Annotated in this window: 19 protein-coding genes; 12 read left to right on the top strand and 7 right to left on the bottom strand. The window is 68.3% G+C overall.

Annotated elements, in window-relative coordinates; genetic code table 11:
- Positions 1-2: 2 nt before the first annotated feature.
- Together D6860_RS03610 and D6860_RS03605 are read left to right on the top strand one after the other, a co-directional pair.
- Entirely contained in the window at positions 3-1,397 is a 1,395-nt protein-coding gene (locus D6860_RS03610; RefSeq protein WP_076623968.1) for an amidase family protein, read from the top strand.
- 286 nt (positions 1,398-1,683) lie between these two features.
- Positions 1,684-2,973, top strand: a complete 1,290-nt coding sequence (locus D6860_RS03605) for a DEAD/DEAH box helicase (protein WP_076623970.1) — start codon at positions 1,684-1,686, stop codon at positions 2,971-2,973.
- 181 nt (positions 2,974-3,154) lie between these two features.
- Here D6860_RS03605 and gatB read toward each other — a convergent pair whose 3' ends face one another.
- Both gatB and D6860_RS03595 read right to left on the bottom strand, forming a co-directional pair.
- Entirely contained in the window at positions 3,155-4,669 is a 1,515-nt protein-coding gene (gene gatB / locus D6860_RS03600; RefSeq protein ID WP_076623971.1) for an Asp-tRNA(Asn)/Glu-tRNA(Gln) amidotransferase subunit GatB, read from the bottom strand.
- Positions 4,657-5,988, bottom strand: a complete 1,332-nt coding sequence (locus D6860_RS03595) for a hypothetical protein (RefSeq protein WP_229743205.1) — start codon at positions 5,986-5,988, stop codon at positions 4,657-4,659. Before D6860_RS03595 ends, gatB begins: the two co-directional genes overlap by 13 nt.
- Before the next feature lie 299 nt (positions 5,989-6,287).
- On the opposite strand from D6860_RS03595, the gene D6860_RS03590 reads away from it, so the two are divergent.
- The gene (locus tag D6860_RS03590; RefSeq protein WP_229743206.1) at positions 6,288-7,079 is read left to right on the top strand and encodes a transglycosylase SLT domain-containing protein; all 792 of its coding nucleotides are present in this window, start codon (positions 6,288-6,290) and stop codon (positions 7,077-7,079) included.
- Positions 7,080-7,319: 240 nt separating this feature from the next.
- Positions 7,320-8,093, top strand: coding sequence for a cation diffusion facilitator family transporter (locus D6860_RS03585; protein ID WP_017467077.1), 774 nt, complete (start codon positions 7,320-7,322; stop codon positions 8,091-8,093).
- Between the two features lie 52 nt (positions 8,094-8,145).
- Here D6860_RS03585 and pepN read toward each other — a convergent pair whose 3' ends face one another.
- Positions 8,146-10,695 carry an aminopeptidase N gene (gene pepN, locus D6860_RS03580; protein WP_076623976.1) on the bottom strand — a complete coding sequence of 850 codons (2,550 nt, stop codon included), beginning with the start codon at positions 10,693-10,695 and terminating at the stop codon, positions 8,146-8,148.
- Positions 10,696-10,808: 113 nt separating this feature from the next.
- On the opposite strand from pepN, the gene D6860_RS03575 reads away from it, so the two are divergent.
- The 7 genes from D6860_RS03575 (at position 10,809) to D6860_RS03545 (ending at position 15,633) form a co-directional block, all read left to right on the top strand.
- On the top strand, positions 10,809-11,087 hold the full coding sequence (locus D6860_RS03575) for a hypothetical protein (protein WP_076623977.1): 279 nt from the start codon (positions 10,809-10,811) through the stop codon (positions 11,085-11,087).
- A 121-nt stretch (positions 11,088-11,208) separates the two neighbouring features.
- Complete coding sequence (locus D6860_RS03570) at positions 11,209-12,471, top strand: MFS transporter (RefSeq protein WP_076623978.1); 1,263 nt, start codon at positions 11,209-11,211, stop codon at positions 12,469-12,471.
- Between the two features lie 81 nt (positions 12,472-12,552).
- A complete protein-coding gene (locus D6860_RS03565; RefSeq protein ID WP_076623980.1) occupies positions 12,553-13,152 on the top strand; it encodes a LysE/ArgO family amino acid transporter in 600 nt (199 codons plus the stop codon).
- 71 nt (positions 13,153-13,223) lie between these two features.
- Positions 13,224-14,132: a DMT family transporter gene (locus tag D6860_RS03560; RefSeq protein WP_076623981.1), complete on the top strand. Its 909-nt coding sequence runs from the start codon at positions 13,224-13,226 to the stop codon at positions 14,130-14,132.
- 111 nt (positions 14,133-14,243) lie between these two features.
- Entirely contained in the window at positions 14,244-14,441 is a 198-nt protein-coding gene (locus D6860_RS03555; RefSeq protein WP_017468936.1) for a hypothetical protein, read from the top strand.
- Between the two features lie 192 nt (positions 14,442-14,633).
- Positions 14,634-15,251 carry a thermonuclease family protein gene (locus D6860_RS03550; RefSeq protein ID WP_083697944.1) on the top strand — a complete coding sequence of 206 codons (618 nt, stop codon included), beginning with the start codon at positions 14,634-14,636 and terminating at the stop codon, positions 15,249-15,251.
- Positions 15,252-15,387: 136 nt separating this feature from the next.
- Complete coding sequence (locus D6860_RS03545) at positions 15,388-15,633, top strand: YdcH family protein (protein ID WP_076623983.1); 246 nt, start codon at positions 15,388-15,390, stop codon at positions 15,631-15,633.
- A 22-nt stretch (positions 15,634-15,655) separates the two neighbouring features.
- Here the strand turns inward: D6860_RS03545 and D6860_RS03540 are convergent, their stop codons facing one another.
- Positions 15,656-16,171 (bottom strand): glutathione peroxidase, encoded by a 516-nt coding sequence (locus D6860_RS03540; protein ID WP_076623985.1) that lies wholly within the window; start codon positions 16,169-16,171, stop codon positions 15,656-15,658.
- 103 nt (positions 16,172-16,274) lie between these two features.
- Here D6860_RS03540 and D6860_RS03535 point away from each other — a divergent pair, with 103 nt between their 5' ends.
- Entirely contained in the window at positions 16,275-16,544 is a 270-nt protein-coding gene (locus tag D6860_RS03535) for a DksA/TraR family C4-type zinc finger protein (RefSeq protein WP_017469763.1), read from the top strand.
- Positions 16,545-16,817: 273 nt separating this feature from the next.
- Here D6860_RS03535 and D6860_RS03525 read toward each other — a convergent pair whose 3' ends face one another.
- The 3 genes from D6860_RS03525 to D6860_RS03515 form a co-directional block, all read right to left on the bottom strand.
- Positions 16,818-17,096: a hypothetical protein gene (locus D6860_RS03525; protein ID WP_229743207.1), complete on the bottom strand. Its 279-nt coding sequence runs from the start codon at positions 17,094-17,096 to the stop codon at positions 16,818-16,820.
- Positions 17,097-17,204: 108 nt separating this feature from the next.
- On the bottom strand, positions 17,205-17,630 hold the full coding sequence (locus D6860_RS03520) for a hypothetical protein (RefSeq protein ID WP_076623988.1): 426 nt from the start codon (positions 17,628-17,630) through the stop codon (positions 17,205-17,207).
- Positions 17,627-19,456 carry a M3 family oligoendopeptidase gene (locus tag D6860_RS03515; RefSeq protein WP_076623990.1) on the bottom strand — a complete coding sequence of 610 codons (1,830 nt, stop codon included), beginning with the start codon at positions 19,454-19,456 and terminating at the stop codon, positions 17,627-17,629. The genes D6860_RS03520 and D6860_RS03515 overlap by 4 nt, the downstream gene beginning before the upstream one ends.
- Positions 19,457-19,578 lie beyond the last annotated feature (122 nt).

Genomic DNA, 19,578 nt, shown 5'->3' with positions numbered 1-19,578 from the left:
CCATGTCCTTCGATCCCAACAGCGTCTCCGCACGTGAACTCGCCGCACGCATCCGCCATGGAGAGGTCAGCGCCGTGGAGGTGATCGGACAGACGCTCGAGCGCGTCGCCCGGGTGAACCCGCAGGTCAACGCCATCGTGCAGGACTGCAGCGCCGACGCGCTGGCCGAGGCCGAGGCGCTCGACGCGCGCATCGCCTCGGGCAAGCCGGTGGGCGCGCTTGCAGGCGTGCCGGTGACGATCAAGGTGCTCTCGGACCAGAAGGGCTATGCCTCGACCAATTCCTGCCGGATCTACGAGGACGTGGTGGCCACCGAGGACAGCCCCTTCCTGCGCCACATGCGCGAGAAGGATGCAATCGTCATCGGCCGCACCAACACGCCGGCGTTTTCCTACCGCTGGTTCACCACCAACGGCTTCTACGGCGAGACGAAGAATCCGCACAACCCGGCGCTGACGGCGGGCGGATCGTCGGGCGGGGCAGGGGCCGCCATCGCCACCGGCATGGGCCATGTCGCCCATGGCACGGATATCGCCGGCTCGATCCGCTACCCGGCCTATGCCTGCGGCGTGCAGGGGCTGCGCCCGACGCTCGGGCGGGTGCCGATGTTCAACCACTCGTCGCCTGACCGGGGCATCGGGCCGCAGATCATGGCGGTCTCGGGGCCGCTCGCGCGCCGCGTCGACGACCTGCGCCTGGGGCTCGAGGGCATGGCGGGTTACGCGCATGACGACGCCTGGAGCGCGCCGGTGCCGCTCGAGGGGCCGCGCTACCGGCGCCGCGTGGCGCTGGTGAAACGCCCCGGCGGCATCGCCACCGACCCGCGCATCGAGGCGGACCTCGACCGCGCGGCGGAGATGTTCCGCGCCGCCGGCTGGGAGGTCGACGAACCCGCCGAGGTGCCAGAGCTGCGCGAGGCGGTCGAACTGCAGGTCGACCTCTGGCTCTCGGACGGCCACGCCGACAAGCTGAAGGCGGCGGAAGAGGAAGGCGACGCCGGCGCCATCGCGCTGCTGCGCCACTACGCCGACCGCGCCGCCTCGATCGACGTGAAACGCTTCGGCGAGGTCTTCATGCGCCGCTCGGCGCTGATCCGGGCCTGGCGCGGCTTCCTCGCCGACTACCCGGTGGTGCTGATGCCGGTCTGTGCGGAACTGCCGTTCCGGCAGGACCAGGATCTCGAGGGTGACGACATGATCGCCCACCTGTGGGAGGTCCAGCTGCCGCAGATCGCCATTCCGCTGCTCGGCCTACCGGCGATCTCGGTGTCGTCCGGCGTGGTGGACGGCATGCCCTCGGGCGTGCAGCTCGTCGCCGCGCCCTGGCGCGAAGATATCTGCCTCGAGGCCGGCGAGCTGCTCGAACGCGGCTTCGGTTTCCCCGGCCTCGTTGGCTGAGACTTGACTTTCGGCGGCGGATGCCTCATCTGACACGGTAACGCTGCGCTGCCGCGTGAGCTAGCCGTGTCAGAGGACAGGCCCGACCGGGGCCCGATCCATTCCGGCACATCAGCGTTGCCACTTCCGGTTCCCCATCACGCAGGGTTCTAGACGCGACGGCCAGCTGCCGCGGGAGACGCCCGTGCAGCCCGAGGCCGCGCCGCACCCTGGCCAGGCTGCCGCATGGGCGACTGGCACGCTTGCCGCGCACCCCGACGGGGCGCGGTCTCACAAAGGATACCTCTTGTTCGATTTCGACATGCTCGGCCTTTCGCCGGCACTCAACGAGGCGCTGTCGCGCGCCGGCTTCTCCGAACCCACCCCGATCCAGAACCAGGCGATTCCGCTGGCGCTCGAAGGCCATGACGTGCTTGGCCTCGCGCAGACCGGCACCGGCAAGACGCTGGCGTTCGGCCTGCCGCTGATCGACGCGCTGCTCGCGCAGCCCGGCAAGCCGGCGCCGAAGACCGCCAAGGCGCTGGTGCTCGCGCCGACCCGCGAACTGGTCAACCAGATCGCCGAGAGCCTCAAGGCGCTGACCGACGGCACCAAGCTCCGCGTCGGCACCGTGGTCGGCGGGCAGTCCATCAACCGCCAGATCAACTTCATGTCGCGCGGCGTCGACATCCTTGTCGCCACGCCGGGCCGGCTCATCGACCTGATGGACCGGGGCGCGGTGGACCTGTCGACCGTGCGCCAGCTGGTGCTGGACGAGGCCGACCAGATGCTCGACATGGGCTTCATCCACGCGCTGCGTCGGATCGCCCCCAAGCTCGGCACGCCGCGCCAGACCATGCTGTTCTCGGCCACCATGCCCAAGCAGATGGAAGAGCTGAGCGCCGCGTACCTCAGCAACCCGCGCCGGGTACAGGTGTCGCCTCCGGGCAAGGCCGCCGACAAGATCACCCAGTCGGTGCATTTCGTCGAGAAGGGCGACAAGCCGTCGAAGCTGCGCGAGGTGCTGCGCCGCGACATGGACGCGCTCACACTGGTCTTCTCGCGCACCAAGCACGGTGCCGAGCGGCTGATGAAGGGGCTCGTGGCCGACGGCTTCAACGCCGCCTCGATCCACGGCAACAAGAGCCAGGGCCAGCGCGACCGTGCCATCAAGGCGTTCCGTGACGGTGACATCAACGTGCTCGTGGCCACCGACGTGGCAGCGCGCGGCATCGACATCCCCGGCGTCGCCTACGTGGTGAACTATGATCTGCCCGAGGTGGCGGACAACTACGTCCACCGCATCGGCCGCACCGCGCGGGCGGGACGCGAGGGCGAAGCGATTGCCTTCTGTGCGTCGGACGAGGCTGACCTGCTGCGCCAGATCCAGAAGCTGATGAAGATCGACATTCCGGTCGCCAGCGGCGAGGCCCCGGCAGAGCTCTTCGAGACCGGCGGTGCCCGTCGTCGCCGTGGCGGTGGTGGCGGCGGTGGTCGCGGTCGTGGTGGCCCGGGCAAGGGCGGCTTCAAGGGCAACGCCTCGGCCAAGCCCGGTGGCGGCGGTCGCGGCCGGCGTCCGCGGCGCCGGGCGGCCTGACCCGTCCCGGCGGTCGGATCCGAAAAATCTTCCTGCGAAGATTTTTGCGCCCAAGATTTTTCGACGAAAAATCTTGGGTAGGCCCCCCGCCGGCTCTTCCTTGCCAGAACAAAAGAAACGCCCGGACGCGGTCTGCGTCCGGGCGTTTCTCATTCTCGAAGCCCGTGTCGTTGCCGGGGCGTTACTGGGCGAGCTTCTTCGACACGATCTCGTTCACGGCCTTCGGGTTGGCCTTGCCGCCGGTGGCCTTCATCACCTGGCCCACGAACCAGCCCGCGAGCTTGGGGTTCTGCTTCGCCTTCTCGACCTGCGCCGGGTTCGCTGCGATGATCTCGTCGACGGCCGTCTCGATGGCGCCGGTGTCGGTCACCTGCTTCATGCCGCGCTCTTCGACGATCTGCTCGGGCTCGCCGCCTTCGGTGTAGACGATCTCGAAGAGGTCCTTGGCGATCTTGCCGGAGATGGCATCGGACTTGATCAGCCGCACGATGCCCGCGAGCTGCGAGGGCGTGACCGGGCTCTCGGTGATCTCGTGGCCTTCCTTCTTCAGCCGGCCGAAGAGCTCGTTGATCACCCAGTTGGCGGCAAGCTTGCCGTCCCCGGCCTCGGTGACCACCTGCTCGAAGTAGGCGGCGTTGGCGAGATCGGCGGTCAGCACGTTCGCATCGTATTCCGACAGGCCGAAGTCCTTGACGAAGCGGGCCTTCTTCTGGTCGGGCAGCTCGGGCAGGTTCGCGGCGATGTCGTCCACCCAGGCCTGTTCGATCTCGAGCGGCAGCAGGTCGGGGTCGGGGAAGTAGCGGTAGTCGTGCGCCTCTTCCTTGGACCGCATGGAGCGCGTCTCGTTCTTGTCCGGATCGTACAGCCGGGTCTCCTGATCGACCGTGCCGCCGGCTTCGAGGATGGCGATCTGGCGCTTTGCCTCGTAGTCGATGGCCATCTGGATGAAGCGCATCGAGTTCATGTTCTTGATCTCGCAGCGCGTGCCGAGATGGCCGAAATCCTGCGTTTCCTGGTATTTCTCGTAGTCGCCCGGGCGGCAGACCGACACGTTCACGTCGGCGCGCAGGTTGCCGTTCTGCATGTTGCCGTCGCAGGTGCCGAGGTAGCGCAGGATCTGGCGCAGCTTCGCGACATAGGCGGCAGCCTCCTCGGGGCCGCGGATGTCGGGGCGCGACACGATCTCCATCAGCGCGACACCGGTGCGGTTCAGGTCGACGAAGGACATGTTCGGGTCCATGTCGTGGATCGACTTGCCGGCGTCCTGCTCGATGTGGATGCGCTCGATCCGGACGAGGCGGGCGATGCCCGGCTCCATGTCGACGATGACCTCGCCTTCGCCCACGATGGGATGGTAGAGCTGGCTGATCTGGTAGCCCTGCGGCAGGTCGGGGTAGAAGTAGTTCTTCCGGTCGAAGGCCGACTTCAGGTTGATCTCGGCCTTCAGGCCGAGCCCGGTGCGCACCGCCTGTTCGACGCAATACTCGTTGATGACCGGCAGCATGCCGGGCATCGCCGCGTCCACGAAGGACACGTTGGAGTTGGGCTCTGCGCCGAACTTCGTGGAGGCGCCCGAGAACAGCTTGGCCTCGGAGGCGACCTGGGCATGGACCTCCATCCCGATCACCAGTTCCCAGTCGTATTTCGCCCCGGCGATGACCTTGGGTTTGGGGGCCTCGTAGCTCAGGTCAAGCATGGCGTATCCTCGTCTCGCGTTTCGCGATGGGGATACGCCAGAGCGCCACAGGGGGCAAGGGTGCAGGAGGCACAGGGAGAGGGGCTGAGGTCGATCCCGTCTTCGGTGAAGCGCAGGCTGCGCCCAAGCTCGAGCTGGGGAGCAAAATGCTCGGCCAGCGCCGAGATGGCTCGGCTCCTGCCGCGGCGCAGCATCTCGGCCCGGTCGACCCGGCCGGGGATGGGGCGCGCGCAGGCCCAGAGGTCGGGGTGAATCTCGCGCAGGTGGTCCTCCACGATCCAGCCGAAGTTGCCCGCGATGCGGGCCCGGGGCGAGCGTGGATCTGCTGCGCCCGAAAGGGTCAGCCCGCAGTAGGCCGCGAGCAGGTTGGCCGTGTGCTGGTCGGGCCGCGCCGCGAGGATGTCGTGCAGCCCTTCGGTGAACAGGTCGGCATCGACGCGGGCAAAGGCGCCGGCCGCGCCGCCCGCGAGCGCGTCGAGCCACACCCAGCTGTAGCCGCCGAAGCCCCAGATGTCCGAGGTCCGCCCGGCGGTGCGGCGGGCCTCGTGGTCGAGACGGGCCCAGTCGCCGTAGCGCCTCGGGCGCAGGTCACGGCCGAGCGCGCGCAAGTGGTCGGGGCAGCCGGGGTCGAGGTCGATGAGATCCTCGTAGTCGTCGGCCACCCGGCCGGCGGGGCGCGCATGCAACTCGAGCAGATCGCAGCGCAGCGCGGCAAGCGCGGGCGAGTCGAGTTCGAGCGGATCGAAACGGGCGACGAGGCGCTGCGCCGCTTCGAGGTGCTGCGCCCGCGCGTCCCGGCGCATCGGGGTGGGATCGGGCACGCCCGGTTGGCCGGCCCAGGCGTCGGCGACCGCGACATGCGCATAGGCAAGCGCGCAGGCCAGCCAGGGGTCGGTCTCGATACCGTCGATCGCGTCGTGCAGCGTGAACAGGATGGCGCGGGCCGTGGTCGCGTCGTTGCGCGCCACCGCCGCCATCGCGCTGTCGAGCGCGTCGGAGCAGGCGCCCTGCGCCAGCAGGCGCGCCACGGGGCTGCCTCCCGGGGTGGCCGCGCGGTCCAGATCGGCTTCGCGCAGGCCGCGCGCCAGTGTCTCCCAGCGGTCCTGCCGGGCAAGGTAGCGCCCTTGGGTGCGCAGTTTCCCGCGTTCGGCCGCATCGGGAGAGGTGTCGCGCACCGGGATGTCGACGCGCGGCGCGGGAAGCCTGCGAGGACAGTCGGCACGAGGGGCCGGGTCGCGGGGCTTGCGTCGCAGATAGGCGGGAAAGCTGACGGGCAGGGGCCCGAGCCGCACGGACAGGGCGCGGGCGAGAGGGATCATTCCGGGGATCTTCGAGGCAACGGTCATGGCCCGACGCTGCGGGGCAAATCGGGCACCATATGGGCAGGCTCAAGAAGAAGCGGCGGCAATCCGCTTACCCATGGGGCCGGTCTGCCGCATTGAATCCCAATGGGTTAACGCCGCGCGACGCGCGAAGTTCCCGCCGCTGCCGGCCGCGCGGATGCCTGCGCTTGTCCGTGCAAGGGCGCTATGGCAAATCTGCAGACATGCTGCCACGTCTCTTTTCCCTCTGCGCGGCCATGTTGGTCGCAGGTGCCGCCTGGTCCGATCCGGCCCCGATGCCGCCCCGTCTCTCGACGGATGCGGTCTCGGCACAGGCGGTCTCCGCGTCGGTGCGACCGCAGGCGCGCCGCACCGTGATCCCCGAAGCCCGCTGGGGCACCTCCGGGGGGCGGTCCAAATGGTCGCTCGCGGCGCTTTCCGCGCTGCGGGGGCCCGCCAACCGGCTTCCCGAGATCGTCCCCGAGGATATCTCGACCTGGTGTCCCGCCTACCCGAGTGCCGGGCGCGAGGACCGCGAGGCGTTCTGGCTCGGCCTCGTGTCGACGCTCGCCAAGCACGAGAGCACCTACCGCCCGACCGCCGTCGGTGGCGGCGGGCTCTGGTACGGCCTGCTGCAGATCCTGCCCTCGACCGCGCGGCTCTACGGCTGCCAGGCGGGCAGCGGCGCGGCGCTCAAGGATCCGCGTCTGAACCTGTCGTGCGGCCTGCGCATCATGGCGCGGACCGTGGCCCGTGACCGGGTGGTCAGCCAGAACATGCGCGGTGTGGCCGCCGACTGGGGCCCGTTCCATTCCCGCAAGAAGCGCGAGGACATGATCGCCTGGACGCGCGAGCAGCCCTATTGCGCCGGCCTGCCGCGGTCGCTCAAGCCGGTGGCCCGTCCCGATGCGTGGAACGAGCCGAGCCTGATGGCCGATCTCGGGACGACGCGCCCCGTGCTGCCGACGACGGACGGGGTCATCGCTTACAGCATCGACGGCGCCATCGTTCCGAAGCTGGCGATGGCCAACCCGGTCATCGCGACCTCGGGCATGACCGCCGCGCAGGCAGACAGGATGATCGACTGAGCTGCGGCACGCACATCCAGTCAGACAAGAACCAGCGAGCAGACATCTGGAAGGGAAAAAGGGGGCGGGCGCCCCCTTTTTTCATGTCCGCGCGGCTGCGACGGCGCAACTGCGGTCGTCGGGGAACCGCCATTTCGGCAGTAACGTCGGCCCGGGTGCGCGACCTGCGCGCGACGGTCCTGTTCCGATGGGCTCGCCGACTGCCAGCCGCCCTCCGACAACAGCGGCAGGATCGAGATCATGGCGCATGATGCGGGCGGCAACGCCGTCACCGTCCACGGTGCACTTGCCGCGAATTTCGTGATCGCCGTGGCGAAATTCACCGCAGCGATCTTCACCGGCGGCGCCTCGATGCTGTCCGAAGCGTTTCACTCGGTGGTGGACACCGGCAACGAGGGGCTTTTGCTGCTCGGCATGAAGCGCAGCCGCAAGCCCGCGAATGCCACGCATCCCTTCGGCTACGGCAAGGAACTCTACTTCTGGTCGCTGGTGGTCGCGATGCTGCTCTTCACCATCGGCGGCGGTCTGTCGGTCTGCGAGGGCGTCATGCACATGATGAACCCCGAGCCCATCGAGCAGCCGCTCTGGAAATCCCGCAAGCCGGGCGAGGGGGGCTTCCGCACCTTCCGCCGCAGCAAGGACCCGGCGGTATTCGTGGTCGCGGCCGAGGATACCGCCGCGCTGCTGGGCATCATCGTGGCGGCGCTTCTGGTCTACGAGACCCGCGCGCTCGTGATGGGTGGAAGCGCCGTCCCGGAGGTGATCGAGGAGGTGCGCGAGATCGCCCTTGGCGAAGAGGCCATCACCGTCGTGTCGCATGTGCTCACGATGCACGTCGGTCCGAGCCAGGTGCTGCTGAACATGGAGGTGCAGTTCCGCCCCGACGTCACCTCTGCCGAGCTGTTCGAGACGGTCGAACGGGTGCAGGACCGGATCACCGAGGTCCGGTCCGAGATCAAGCGCATCTTCCTCGAGATCGAAGCGATGCGCGGGGTAGGGCGCACGCCGGGCTGAGCGCCGGCAGGCGTTCGTCCCGGCGTGGCCCGTGCCGCGCCGGGACGGTCTTTCACGACAGCAGGCGCGTGACCATCTCGGTCACGTCGCGCGACAGGCCCGGCCGGTCCGCGATGCGCTGAAGCTCGGCCTTCATCATTGCCTGCCGGTCCGTGTCATAACGTTTCCAGGTCTGGAAGACCGAGCACATCCGTGCCGTGGTCTGCGGGTTCTTCTCGTCCAGCTTGATGAGCCAGTCCGCCAGCAGCCGGTAGCCGCGCCCGTCCTTCGCGTGGAAACCCGCGTGGTTCATCGCCAGCGAGCCCATCACCGCGCGGAAGCGGTTGGGGTTCTTCCAGTCGAAGTCGGGCCGCTTCGTCAGCGCCTCGGCGCGGGCTGCGGCGTTTTCCGGTGCCGTCGCTGCGACCTGCAGCGCGAACCACTTGTCCATCACCAGCCGGTCGTTCTTCCATTGCGCCTCGAACGCCGCGAGCGCCTTGTCCTCGGCGCCGGCCGAGATCAGGCAGCTGAGCGCGCCCAGTTGCAGCGTCATGTTGTCGGCGGCGTCGAACTGCGCCTGTGCCGCCGCCCCGCCGTCGAGCCGGGTGCGCAGGGACAGAACCACGTTGCCGAGCGCGCGCTTGCCGGACTGCTCGGCATCGGGGGCGTAGTCGTCATCGACGCGCATTTGCCCGGACAGCTCCGGCAGCAGCGCCGACCAGCGCTCGGCCATGGCGTTGCGCAGGGTTTCCGTCGCGGCGTAGATCGCATCGGGGTCTGGCGTGACGCCCTTGGCATGCAGCATCTGCGCCAGTTCCGCCTGCGTCGGCAGCGCCAGCATCAGCGCCCGGAAGGCCGGGTCGAGTGCGTCGTCGCGAATGACCTGCTCCAGCGCGTCGATCCACGCCATGTCGGGGCCGTCGCCCTCGGTGATCATCGCGTAGAGACAGGCACGCGCCAGGTCGCGGCTCGATTCCCAGCGGTTGAAGGCGTCGCTGTCATGCGCCAGCAGGAAGCGCTTCTCGTCCGGGGCGCTATCGCGCTCGAGCACCACCGGCGCAGAGAAACCGCGCAGGATCGAGGGCACCGGCTTCGACGACAGGCCCTCGAAGGTGAAGCTCTGCTCGGCCTCGGTCATCTCGAGCACGGTGGTCCCGACCACCTCGTCACCGTTGGGATTCAGCAGGCCAACGGCGATCGGCAGCACCTGCGGCGCCTTCTCGGCCTGCCCGGGCGTCGGCGGCGTGTGCTGCGCGAAGGTCAGCGTGTAGGTTCCGTCGGCATAGTCCTCGGTGACGCTCAGGTGCGGCGTGCCCGACTGCGAATACCAGCGCTTGAACTGCGACAGGTCGCGGCCCGTTGCCTCCTCGAAGACGCGCAGCCAGTCCTCGATGGTGGCGGCATCGCCGTCGTGGCGGTCGAAGTAGAGATCCAACGCCTTGGCGTAGTCGTCCTCGCCCACCAGCCGCTTGAGCATACCGATGACCTCGGCGCCCTTCTCGTAGACGGTGGCGGTGTAGAAGTTGTTGATTTCCTGGAAGCTCTCGGGCCGCACCGGGTGCGACAGAGGGCCCTGGTCCTCAGGGAACTGGCGGGCGCGCAGGTCGATCACGTCCGAGATCCGCTTGACCTCGGCCGAGCGCATGTCGGAGGTGAACTCGCTGTCGCGGAACACCGTCAGCCCTTCTTTCAGGCACAGCTGGAACCAGTCGCGGCAGGTGATGCGGTTGCCGGTCCAGTTGTGGAAATACTCATGCGCGATGATCGCCTCGATGCGCTCGAAGTTGGCGTCGGTCGAGGTCTCGGGAGAGGCGAGCACGCAGGAGCTGTTGAAGATGTTGAGCCCCTTGTTCTCCATCGCGCCCATGTTGAAATCATCGACCGCGACGATGTTGAAGATGTCGAGGTCGTATTCCCGGCCGTAGATCTCTTCGTCCCATTTCATCGAGGCCTTGAGCGCCTCCATCCCGAAGGCGCATTTGCCCTCGTCGCCCGGGCGCACCCAGATGTTCAGCTCGACGTCCTTGCCGGACATCGTGGTGAACTCACCGGGGTGGTTCACGAGATCCCCCGCGACCAGCGCGAACAGGTAGGCCGGCTTCGGCCACGGGTCGTGCCATTCCGCCCAGCCTTCGCCGCTGTCGGTCGGGTTGCCGTTCGAAAGCTTCACCTTCTCGTCGCCCTCGATGCGGACGGTGAAGGTGGCCATGACGTCGGGCCGGTCGGGATAATAGGTGATCTTGCGGAAGCCCTCGGCCTCGCACTGTGTGCAATACATGCCGTTCGACATGTAGAGCCCCTCGAGAGCGGTGTTCTCGGCCGGTGCGATCTCGACGTCGCTTTCCCACAGGAACGGCCCGTCGGGCACCGTGCAGGTCAGGCCCTGCGGCGTGACCTCGGGTGTGACCTCGGTCCCGTCGATGGCGGCGCGGATCAGTGTCAGCTCTTCACCGTGCAGGAAGAAGTCCTGCGCGGGGGCGTTCGGGTTTGGTTCGAAATGGATGCGGGTCTTTACGCGGGTGGCGTTCGGCGCCAGCGTCACGGTGAGGTGAACATCCGCGACCTGCCAGCCGAAAGGTTTGTAATCCTTGAGATAAATCGTCTGGGGGCTTGCGTCTTCCATGTCTCTCGTCCTTCGGTCTGGCAGGGCGCCGGAACGACGCCCGTTGCGTGCGTGTTAGAATCCCAGACGCCGCGCAGCAAGCGCGCCCCTGTCACGTTTTAGGAGGTTGAACGATGTCGGCACCCGATACCAACGTCAAGAAACAGGAAAAGCAACACCGCGGCCCGCTCTGGGGCATGTGGGCCGGGCTCGGTTTCGTCGCGGTCCTGTTCGTGGTGTGGCTGTTCTGGGTCTTCGCCGAGGGTCAGGAACCCACCGAGGCAACCGAGCAGGTCGATGGTTCCACCGGACAGGTGGAGCAGGTCGACGAAGGTGCGACCGTCCAGCAGGACGCGGAGGAAGTGAACGTCGTTCCCGAGGGCGCGGACGCGGCCCCCACCGAGAGCGAGTGACGCCGGACAGGGCAATCGGAAACGGTTGTTCTGAAATTTCAAATTTTTCGCAGGGGCGTGGAACCAATCCGCGCCCTTCTGCGTTTGTGCGCCGACCCAGCGGAATGCGAGGCAACAGGCAATGGACGGAACGCGCGCGGGCCGCATCTTCGCGGCGCTGAGCGAGGCAGAAGGCGATCTGCCCCCCGAAGAGGCGCGCAACGGTCTGCGCCACGTCCTGTCCCTCTCGATGACCAAGCTTGCCGATGGTTTGATCAATCCCAAGCTCGTGCTCGCGTGGCTTGCGCAGGCGCTCGGCGCGCCGGCGCTGCTCGTCGGGCTGCTGGTGCCCATCCGCGAGGCCGGGGCGCTGTTGCCGCAGATGCTGCTGGCGGGGCGCGTGCGAGCCATGCGCCACCGCAAGTGGGCCTGGGTGATCGGCTCGCTGGGGCAGGGGGTGGCCGCGGCCGGCATGGTCGCCGTGGCGCTGACCTTGCAGGACTGGGCGGCCGGCATCGCGATGTGCGCGCTGCTCGCCATGCTGGCGCTGTCGCGGGCGGCCTCCTCGGTCAGCTACAAGGACGTTCTCGGGAAGACCGTGCAGAAGACCCGGCGGGGCGCCGTGACCGGCACGGCAGCCTCGGTCGCCTCGGCGGGGGTCATCCTGTTCGCGCTGCTGCTGATGAGCGGGCTGATCGAGAACACCTCGGCCCTGACCGCCGCCGTCGCGCTTGCGGCGCTGCTCTGGGTCGCGGCCGGCGCGCTGTTCTCGAGGCTCGAGGAAGCGCCCTCCGAAGAAGACGGCAGCGCTCCGGCGATCGACCTGCGCCCGTTCCGCGATGACCCGCAGTTCCGCCGCTTCGTCTATGCCCGCGGCGCGCTGACCGCGACCGCGCTCGCGCCGCCCTACATCGTGCTGCTCGACACCGGCGAGGGGGCGTTGCAGAAACTCGGCGCGCTGGTGCTGGCCTCGGCTGCGGCCTCCTTCGCAAGCTCCTACGTCTGGGGCCGGCTTGCGGACCGCTCGTCGCGCCGCGTGCTGATGCTGTCCGGCTTCTCTGGAGCCGCCGCGCTGGCGCTTGCCGCCCTCGCGGGGCTCACGGGCTGGGCCGGCGGGGCGATCTGGGTCACCCCGGTGCTGCTCTTCGGGCTGATGGTGGCCTACCACGGCGTGCGGCAGGGGCGGTCGACCTATCTTGTCGACATGGCGCCCGAGTCCGACCGTGCTTCCTACGCGGCGCTTGCCAACACGCTGATCGGCGCGTTGCTGCTTGTCTCCGGGGCGTTCGGCGGCGCGCTGGCCTGGATCGGCCCGGTTGCGGCGCTTGCCGGTTTTGCCGCCCTCGCGTGTCTTGGCGGCCTTGTCGCCGCCGGTCTGCACGAGGTCGAGCGCTCGGACGATTGACCGTCGGACCGTGACGCGCGGGCTGGGCACCACCGGCGCGCGATGCTAGCAGCGTCTCCGGGCAATCGGACGGGGAACGACATGCAGGCAGCACTCGGAGGCTTCGCGCTCGGGCTTTCGCTCATCGTGGCGATCGGTGCGCAGAACGCATTCGTGCTGCGGCAGGGGCTGCTCCGGTCGCATGTCTTCACGGTCTGCCTGATCTGCGCCCTGTCCGACGCGCTGCTGATCCTGCTGGGGGTCACAGGGTTCGGCGCCCTGACCACGGCGGTCCCGGGGCTCGAGACCGCGATGCGCTGGCTCGGGGCGGCCTTCCTGATCTGGTATGGCGCGCGCAGCCTGTTCGCGGCGTGGCGCGGAGGTGAGACGCTCCGCGCGGGCGGGGCGGACCCGGCCGGCAGCCGCCGGGCCGCGATCCTGACCTGCCTCGCCTTCACCTGGCTCAATCCGCATGTCTATCTCGATACGGTAGTGCTGCTCGGCGCGGTGTCGGCGCAATACGAGCCGCGCGCCGCCTTTGCGGCAGGTGCGATGATCGCCTCCTTCTTATTCTTCTTCTCGCTGGGCTACGGCGCCCGTGCGCTCGGGCCGCTGTTCGAGAAACCGCTGGCGTGGCGCGTGCTCGACCTGCTCATCGGCCTTGTCATGTGGGCCATCGCGGCGCGGCTGGCATTCGGCTGAGCCACGCCGGCGCGCGCCACGAGCCGCTTTTCGGCTTGCGCACGGCCGTTCGCAGGCTAACAGTCCCGGCCATGGCAACCCCTGCGGAAAACGTGTCGTCGCCCCTGCGTGGGGCCCTTTGGATGGTCGTGACGGGCCTGTGCTTCGTGGCTGTCACCGCGCTCGTGAAACTGCTGGCCGGGCGCGTGCCGGCAGCCGAGTCGGCCTTTCTGCGCTACGTCTTCGGTCTGCTCATCCTGCTGCCCGCGTGGCGCGAGCTGGCGGCGCTGCGGTTGTCGCGGCGCCAGCTCGGTCTGACCGTGCTGCGCGGAGTGGCCCAGACCGGCGGGGTGCTTTGCTGGTTCTTCGCGATGACCCGCATCCCGATCGCCGAGGTCACGGCGATGAACTACCTCACCCCCGTCTACGTCACGATCCTCGCGGCCCTCGTGCTTGGAGAACGGCTGGCGATCCGGAGGATCATGGCCATCGGCGCGGCGCTCGCGGGGGCGCTGCTGATCCTGCGGCCCGGCTTCCGCGAACTCGATCCGGGGCATTTCGCGATGCTCGGCACGGCGCTGCTGTTCTCGGTCTCCTATCTCATCGCCAAGATCATCTCGGGCGAGATGAGCGCGGCGGCGGTGGTCGTGCTGCTGTCGATCTCGGTGGCGCTGGGGCTGTTTCCCTTCGCGATGGCGGTCTGGGTGACGCCGTCCTGGGGCGATCTCGCGATCCTCGTCGCGGTGGCGGGCTTCGCCACCGGCGGCCATTACGCGATGACGCTGGCCTTCGCGGCGGCACCGGTGACGGTTACGCAGCCGGTGACCTTCCTGCAGCTCGTCTGGTCGGTGCTGGTGGGCGCGCTCTTTTTCGGCGAAGGCGTCGACCTCTGGGTCGTTGCGGGCGGCACGGTCATCATGGGGGCCGTGCTCTTCATCACCTGGCGCGAGGCGATGCTTAAGCGGAAGGTCGCGCCGCGTGGGCCGGAAGCCCAGTCCTGAGCGGGGAAACGCAGCGTTTCCAGATCCCGAAAAATCCTCGGTCGCAGCGCAGTTCTGCCCCATTTCGCCCGCAGCCTGTCTGCAGTTCATAGCTTAATGGAGAGTAGAAAGATGTTTGCCGAGACCAAGCTGACCGACGATCTGAACGACGTGCGTGATTTCCTGCTGAGCGAGCGCCGCAAGGTGCTGTCGGAGGCAGAGTGGCGTTTCCGCATGCGCGGCTACGGCTACAACCTGCGCCGCACCGAGGGTGGCCTCGAGGTGGCGCGGCTGCCGCAGAACCGGGTGTTGGGCACGCTCGAGATCTGAGCCGGCACCGGGTGCGAGCGCCTCTCGAGCGGCAATCCCGCGCGCTCTTCGGCAGTATTCAGAAATAATTAACTTTTCTTAACGAACGGGCTTGCGGCCCTGATGCGGCGGCGCGACATGCGATGCATGTTCAGACGTCGCCTCGCCGCCATCCCCCTTGTTGCAATCGCAATGATCGCTGCCACGACCGCGATGGCGGACCCGTCGGGTCGCGTCCGCGTGGTCGATGGAGACACGCTCGACGTGGGCGGTGTGCGGGTGCGCCTGCACGGCATCGACGCGCCGGAGAGCGCGCAGATGTGCGGCGGCGACGGTGTGCCGATGTGGGGCTGCGGCGCATGGGTGACGCGCGAGGTGCGCAGCCGCTACGAGGGGCGCGAGGCCAGCTGCGAGACGCTCGACACCGACCGCTACGGACGGTCCGTGGCGCGCTGCACCGTCTCGGGCAAGGACATCGGCCGGACACTGGTGCGCGAGGGCATGGCCTTTGCCTACCGCGCCTACTCGTGGGATTACGATCTGGACGAGAAGGGCGCGGCGGTCGAGGGCCGGGGCCTGCATGGCGAAGGCGTCCAGTCGCCGGCGGCGTTTCGCGCCGACGCACGGGCAGGGCGGGCGGCCGTCAACAGGGCGGATGCCCCCGCAGGCTGCACGATCAAGGGCAACATCGCCCGCGACGGCGAGCGCATCTACCACATGCCGGGACAACAGAACTACGGAGCCACGCGGATCAGCGAAGGCAAGGGTGAGCGGTGGTTCTGCTCGGAAGCCGAGGCCCGGGCGGCAGGCTGGCGCCGGGCACTGCGCTGACCTTCGAGCGATCCTGGCGCATCGGTTTGATCCCGGTCAATGTGGGCGCTTGCGGCCCGTGCAAGATTGCTCTTCCGGGCGGGGCGCCGCGAGGTTCTCACTCCGGAAAAGTCAATGAACACGAAGGAATGGCCGCATGTCCCACGTCCCGCACGAACTGCTTCAGGAGTTTCCGGATCACGCCGACACCATCGCGGCACTGAAGGCGCGCGACCGGCACTTCGCGCATCTCGCCGCGCAGTATCACGACATCAACCGCGAGGTGCACCGGGCGGAGACCGACGTTGCGCCGACGGATGATTTCGCTCTGACCGAGATGCGCAAGCGGCGCGCCCTGCTGAAGGACGAGATCTACGTAGCGCTGACGCGCGAGACGGCCTGACCTCGCTGCGTGACTGCGCGGGTCAGTCGAGCAGCGCCTCGATGCGGCTGACGATGGGTTGAGAGAGCGGCCGCGTGGTCGCGCCCCAGCCCTCGATGAAGCTGCCATCGGGGCCGATGAGCGCCTTGTTGAAGTTCCAGCTTGGCGCGAAGCCCTGCGCGTCGAGCCAGCGGTAGAGCGGGTGGGCCTCGGTGCCGGTGACGCGGGTGATCGTCGTCATCGGCATGTCGAGGTCGAAGTTCAGCTCGCAGAAGTCCTTGACCGCGGCCTCGTCGGCGAGCTCCTGCCGGAAGTCGTTCGACGGGACGGTGAGCACTACCAGTCCGCGGTCGCGGTAGCGATCGTAGAGCGCCTGCAGACCGTCGAACTGCGGGGTGAAGCCGCAGCGCGAGGCGGTGTTGACCACCAGCACCGGCTGCCCGTGCCACTGGTCGAGCGACAGACTGCCGCCGTCGATGCTGTCGAAGCGGAACGCCTGCGCCGCCATGACGGGCAGGGCGAGGGCGAAGGCGAGCAGGGCAAGCACAATGCGGATCATCACGAGTCCTCCTGATGGCGTGAAGTAGCATGACTTTGCGGAAGTCAATATACTGGTCAGGGGATCGCGCAGTGCCTATGTTTCCCCGATCAGGAGGTGTGCCATGGCCGGAGGCTGGAGCCGCGACGGCGCGGTGAGTGAACAGATCGAGGCGTCGATTTCCGACGAGTTGCAGCGGATGCGGGCGCGCAAGGGCCCGACGGGCGAGAGCCTGACCCATTGCGCCGAATGCGATGAGCCCATTCCGGAGAAGCGCCGGCAGGCGATCCCGGGCGTGAAGCTCTGCATCGACTGCCAGCAGGAACGCGACGGCGTGCAGAAGGCGCGCGGGGGCATCAACCGGCGCGGCTCGAAGGATTCCCAGCTGAAGTGATCTGGCGGTGCGGGCGCGGAGCGCCCGCGCAGGTCTCTCGGCGGCGGCCTGGGGCCTTGCCTCGGGTTGGCGCCCGGTGGTCGGGGCGGTCCTTCCTGCCCCAGCCCTATGCCGTTTGTGTGGCTGGCCCGATTTGCCGAGAGGCGTCCGAGGGGCAGGTCTGCCCTCGGCGCGCCTGTTCGAGGGTGGGGCGAGTCTCCGCCGCGTCAAGGACGCCTTCGGCGCCGCGCGTCCGCGCGGTGGCCTTGCGGCCATCCCTGACCCGCCGGAGACTCAGCGGTTCTTGTCGCCCCCCGGGTCCGACCGGCTGATCTTGCGCCGCAGGGCGCGCCACATCGGCACCACGTCGAGCGCCGCGACGCCCAGTCCGAGCGGGATCATCCAGAAGCCGAGGATCGGCAGGAAGCCGAGGATGCCGCCGCAGATCAGCAGGATGCCCAGCAGCAGCCGCAACCCGGGTGGCACCCGGCGGCGGACGTGCACGAGCATGCGCTTGATGCGGTGGCGAAAGCGCCGCATCCGGTCCTGCCGGGGAGGGAGAGAAGGGGGCATGCGTGGTCTTTTCGTCCTCGGGTGATCTGCCGGACAGATGTCGGGGCCGCGCGTGCCTGGATCAAGGCCGTGTGGCCGCCCTGGGACATGATCCGCCGATCCGCACGCTCAGACCGGGGCTGGCGGCAGGTCTGCCGGGTGAACCCAGAAGCGCCAGGAGGCCCCCTTGGTTTCGAGATATTCGCGGAGACGTGCCTCGACCGCGTCGCGCGGCTCTTCCTTCAGCCGGGCTATGGCGTCGCCGTAGATGCGGAAGACCGGTTCGAACTGCGGCGAGTCGTAACCCAGCGCGACGTGCCCGCTGTTTAGGAGCAGCTCTTCGAGAGCCCGCAGTTCGGCAGATGTGGCGTGGTGTGCCGGGTGGTTCACTCGGCCCGGGTCCGACAGCACGGCTGCGATCCAGCCCTCTGGCACGAAGCGGTGGTCAGGCCCCTCCCGCCAGTGCACGAGGCGGATGGGGTGAGGGGCGATGCTGGTCCATGCCGGGGCGGCCAGGATGGACCTGACCGCCTCGGTGAGACGCCCGGAGGTCACTCCTCCATGGCCTCGAGTTCGTCGATGAAGCCTTCGATCATCGACAGGCCCTTCTGCCAGAAGGTCGGGTCGGTGGCGTCGAGGCCGAAGGGGGCGAGCAGCGCCTTGTGGTGTTTCGAGCCGCCCGCCTTGAGCATGTCGAAATACTTGTCCTGGAAGCCGTCGGGGTTTTCCTCGTAGACCGCGTAGAGCGCGTTCACCAGCCCGTCGCCGAAGGCATAGGCGTAGACGTAGAAGGGCGAATGCACGAAGTGCGGCACGTAGGCCCAGAAGGTCTCGTAGCCCTCCATGAACTCGAATGCCGGCCCGAGGCTCTCGGCCTGCACCGACATCCACAGCGCGTTGATGTCGTCCGGCGTGAGCTCTCCGCCCCGACGTGCCTCGTGCAGCTTGCACTCGAAGTCGTAGAAGGCGATCTGGCGCACCACCGTGTTGATCATGTCCTCGACCTTGCCGGCGAGCAGCACCTTGCGTTCCTGCTTGTCCTTGGCGTGGTCGAGCAGGCGGCGGAAGGTCAGCATCTCGCCGAAGACCGAGGCGGTCTCGGCCAGTGTCAGCGGCGTCGAGGCCAGCATCTCGCCCTGGCCGGCGGCCAGCACCTGGTGCACGCCGTGGCCCAGTTCATGGGCGAGCGTCATCACGTCGCGCGGCTTGCCGAGGTAGTTGAGCATCACGTAGGGGTGGACCTCGGTCACGGTCGGGTGGGCGAAGGCGCCCGGTGCCTTGCCCGGCTTCACGCCCGCGTCGATCCAGCCCTTGGTGAAGAAGGGCTCGGCGATCTCGGACATGCGCGGATCGAAGCCGGAGTAGGCGTTCATCACCGTCTCGCGGGCCTCGTCCCAGTCGACGATCCGGTCGGTCTCCATCGGCAGGGGCGCGTTGCGGTCCCAGACCTGCATGGTGTCGAGACCGAGCCACTTGCGCTTGAGCTCGTAGTAGCGGTGCGAAAGGCGCGGGTAGGCGTCGACCACCGCGTCGCGCAGCGCCTGCACCACCTCGGGTTCGACGTCGTTGCTCAGGTGCCGCGCCATCTGCGCCGAGGGCATGCCCCGCCAGCGGTCGAGGATTTCCTTTTCCTTGGCCTGCGTGTTGTGGACGCGGGCGAAGGTGCGGACGTTGCCGGTGAACACGCGGGCCAGCTCGCGGGCGGCGGCCTCGCGCTTGGCGCGGTCCTGCTCGGTCAGCTGGTTGAGCGCGGATTCGATCGACATCTCTTCGCCGTCGATGGTGAACACGAGGCCGGCGATGGTCTCGTCGAAGAGCTTCATCCAGGCGTCGCCCACCACGCCGAGGTCGTGCAGGAAGTGCTCGAGCTCATCCGAAAGCTGGTAGGGCTTCATCGCGCGGACCCGGTCGAAGGCGGGCTTGTAGCGCGCGAGCTCGTCGTTGGCGGCAAAGAGCGACTCGTAGCGGTCGTCGGCCATCCGGTTGAGCTCGAGCGAGAAGAAGACCAGCGGGGTGGTGTAGTTGGTCACCTTCTCCTGCAGGTCCGACAGGAACTTGGCGCGTTCCGCGTCGGTGGTGTTCTGGTAGTAGCGCAGCCCGGCAAAGGACATCAGCCGCCCGCCGACGGTCTCGATCTTCTCGTGGCGCTGGACCATTTCGAGGAACGCCGCGGCGTCGAGCGTGTCGAGCTTGCCCTCGTAGTCCTGTGCGAAGCGCGAGCAGGCGTCTTCGAGCCAGTCGAGGTCGCGCTTCAGTTCGGGGGCGTCCTGCGACGGGTAGAGGTCGCTGAGATCCCACTCCGGCAGGTCGCCCAGGTCGCGGCCTCCGGCGGTCGCGTTTGCATCGAGTACGGGGCGGGGAAGGGAAATGGCGGTCAGCATGGGCTCCTCATCTTCAATCTGTCCCATGACATAGGGGGCGCGGCGCGGAAATGGCAATGGCGGGGCGTGGAAATTGCGCGTGAGCCGGGCCCGGCAATGCAGACTTTGGGATCGGGCCGGGG

It is taken from the genome of Salipiger sp. D13, from assembly GCF_003703915.1.
Classification (GTDB): Bacteria; Pseudomonadota; Alphaproteobacteria; order Rhodobacterales; family Rhodobacteraceae; genus Salipiger; species Salipiger profundus.
This window is presented reverse-complemented; position numbering and strand designations above follow the sequence as displayed.

Excerpts from the sequence above, each read along its gene's own strand:
- D6860_RS03535 (WP_017469763.1), top strand. The coding sequence starts at position 16,275 with ATGGCCGGAGGCTGGAGCCGCGACGGCGCGGTGAGTGAACAGATCGAG.
- D6860_RS03575 (WP_076623977.1), top strand. The coding sequence starts at position 10,809 with ATGTCGGCACCCGATACCAACGTCAAGAAACAGGAAAAGCAACACCGC.
- D6860_RS03565 (WP_076623980.1), top strand. The coding sequence starts at position 12,553 with ATGCAGGCAGCACTCGGAGGCTTCGCGCTCGGGCTTTCGCTCATCGTG.
- D6860_RS03570 (WP_076623978.1), top strand. The coding sequence starts at position 11,209 with ATGGACGGAACGCGCGCGGGCCGCATCTTCGCGGCGCTGAGCGAGGCA.
- D6860_RS03585 (WP_017467077.1), top strand. The coding sequence starts at position 7,320 with ATGGCGCATGATGCGGGCGGCAACGCCGTCACCGTCCACGGTGCACTT.
- D6860_RS03595 (WP_229743205.1), bottom strand. The coding sequence starts at position 5,988 with ATGATCCCTCTCGCCCGCGCCCTGTCCGTGCGGCTCGGGCCCCTGCCC.
- D6860_RS03515 (WP_076623990.1), bottom strand. The coding sequence starts at position 19,456 with ATGCTGACCGCCATTTCCCTTCCCCGCCCCGTACTCGATGCAAACGCG.
- D6860_RS03610 (WP_076623968.1), top strand. The coding sequence starts at position 3 with ATGTCCTTCGATCCCAACAGCGTCTCCGCACGTGAACTCGCCGCACGC.
- pepN (WP_076623976.1), bottom strand. The coding sequence starts at position 10,695 with ATGGAAGACGCAAGCCCCCAGACGATTTATCTCAAGGATTACAAACCT.
- D6860_RS03555 (WP_017468936.1), top strand. The coding sequence starts at position 14,244 with ATGTTTGCCGAGACCAAGCTGACCGACGATCTGAACGACGTGCGTGAT.
- gatB (WP_076623971.1), bottom strand. The coding sequence starts at position 4,669 with ATGCTTGACCTGAGCTACGAGGCCCCCAAACCCAAGGTCATCGCCGGG.
- D6860_RS03545 (WP_076623983.1), top strand. The coding sequence starts at position 15,388 with ATGTCCCACGTCCCGCACGAACTGCTTCAGGAGTTTCCGGATCACGCC.
- D6860_RS03550 (WP_083697944.1), top strand. The coding sequence starts at position 14,634 with ATGGCGGACCCGTCGGGTCGCGTCCGCGTGGTCGATGGAGACACGCTC.
- D6860_RS03525 (WP_229743207.1), bottom strand. The coding sequence starts at position 17,096 with ATGCCCCCTTCTCTCCCTCCCCGGCAGGACCGGATGCGGCGCTTTCGC.
- D6860_RS03560 (WP_076623981.1), top strand. The coding sequence starts at position 13,224 with ATGGCAACCCCTGCGGAAAACGTGTCGTCGCCCCTGCGTGGGGCCCTT.
- D6860_RS03540 (WP_076623985.1), bottom strand. The coding sequence starts at position 16,171 with ATGATCCGCATTGTGCTTGCCCTGCTCGCCTTCGCCCTCGCCCTGCCC.
- D6860_RS03590 (WP_229743206.1), top strand. The coding sequence starts at position 6,288 with ATGCCGCCCCGTCTCTCGACGGATGCGGTCTCGGCACAGGCGGTCTCC.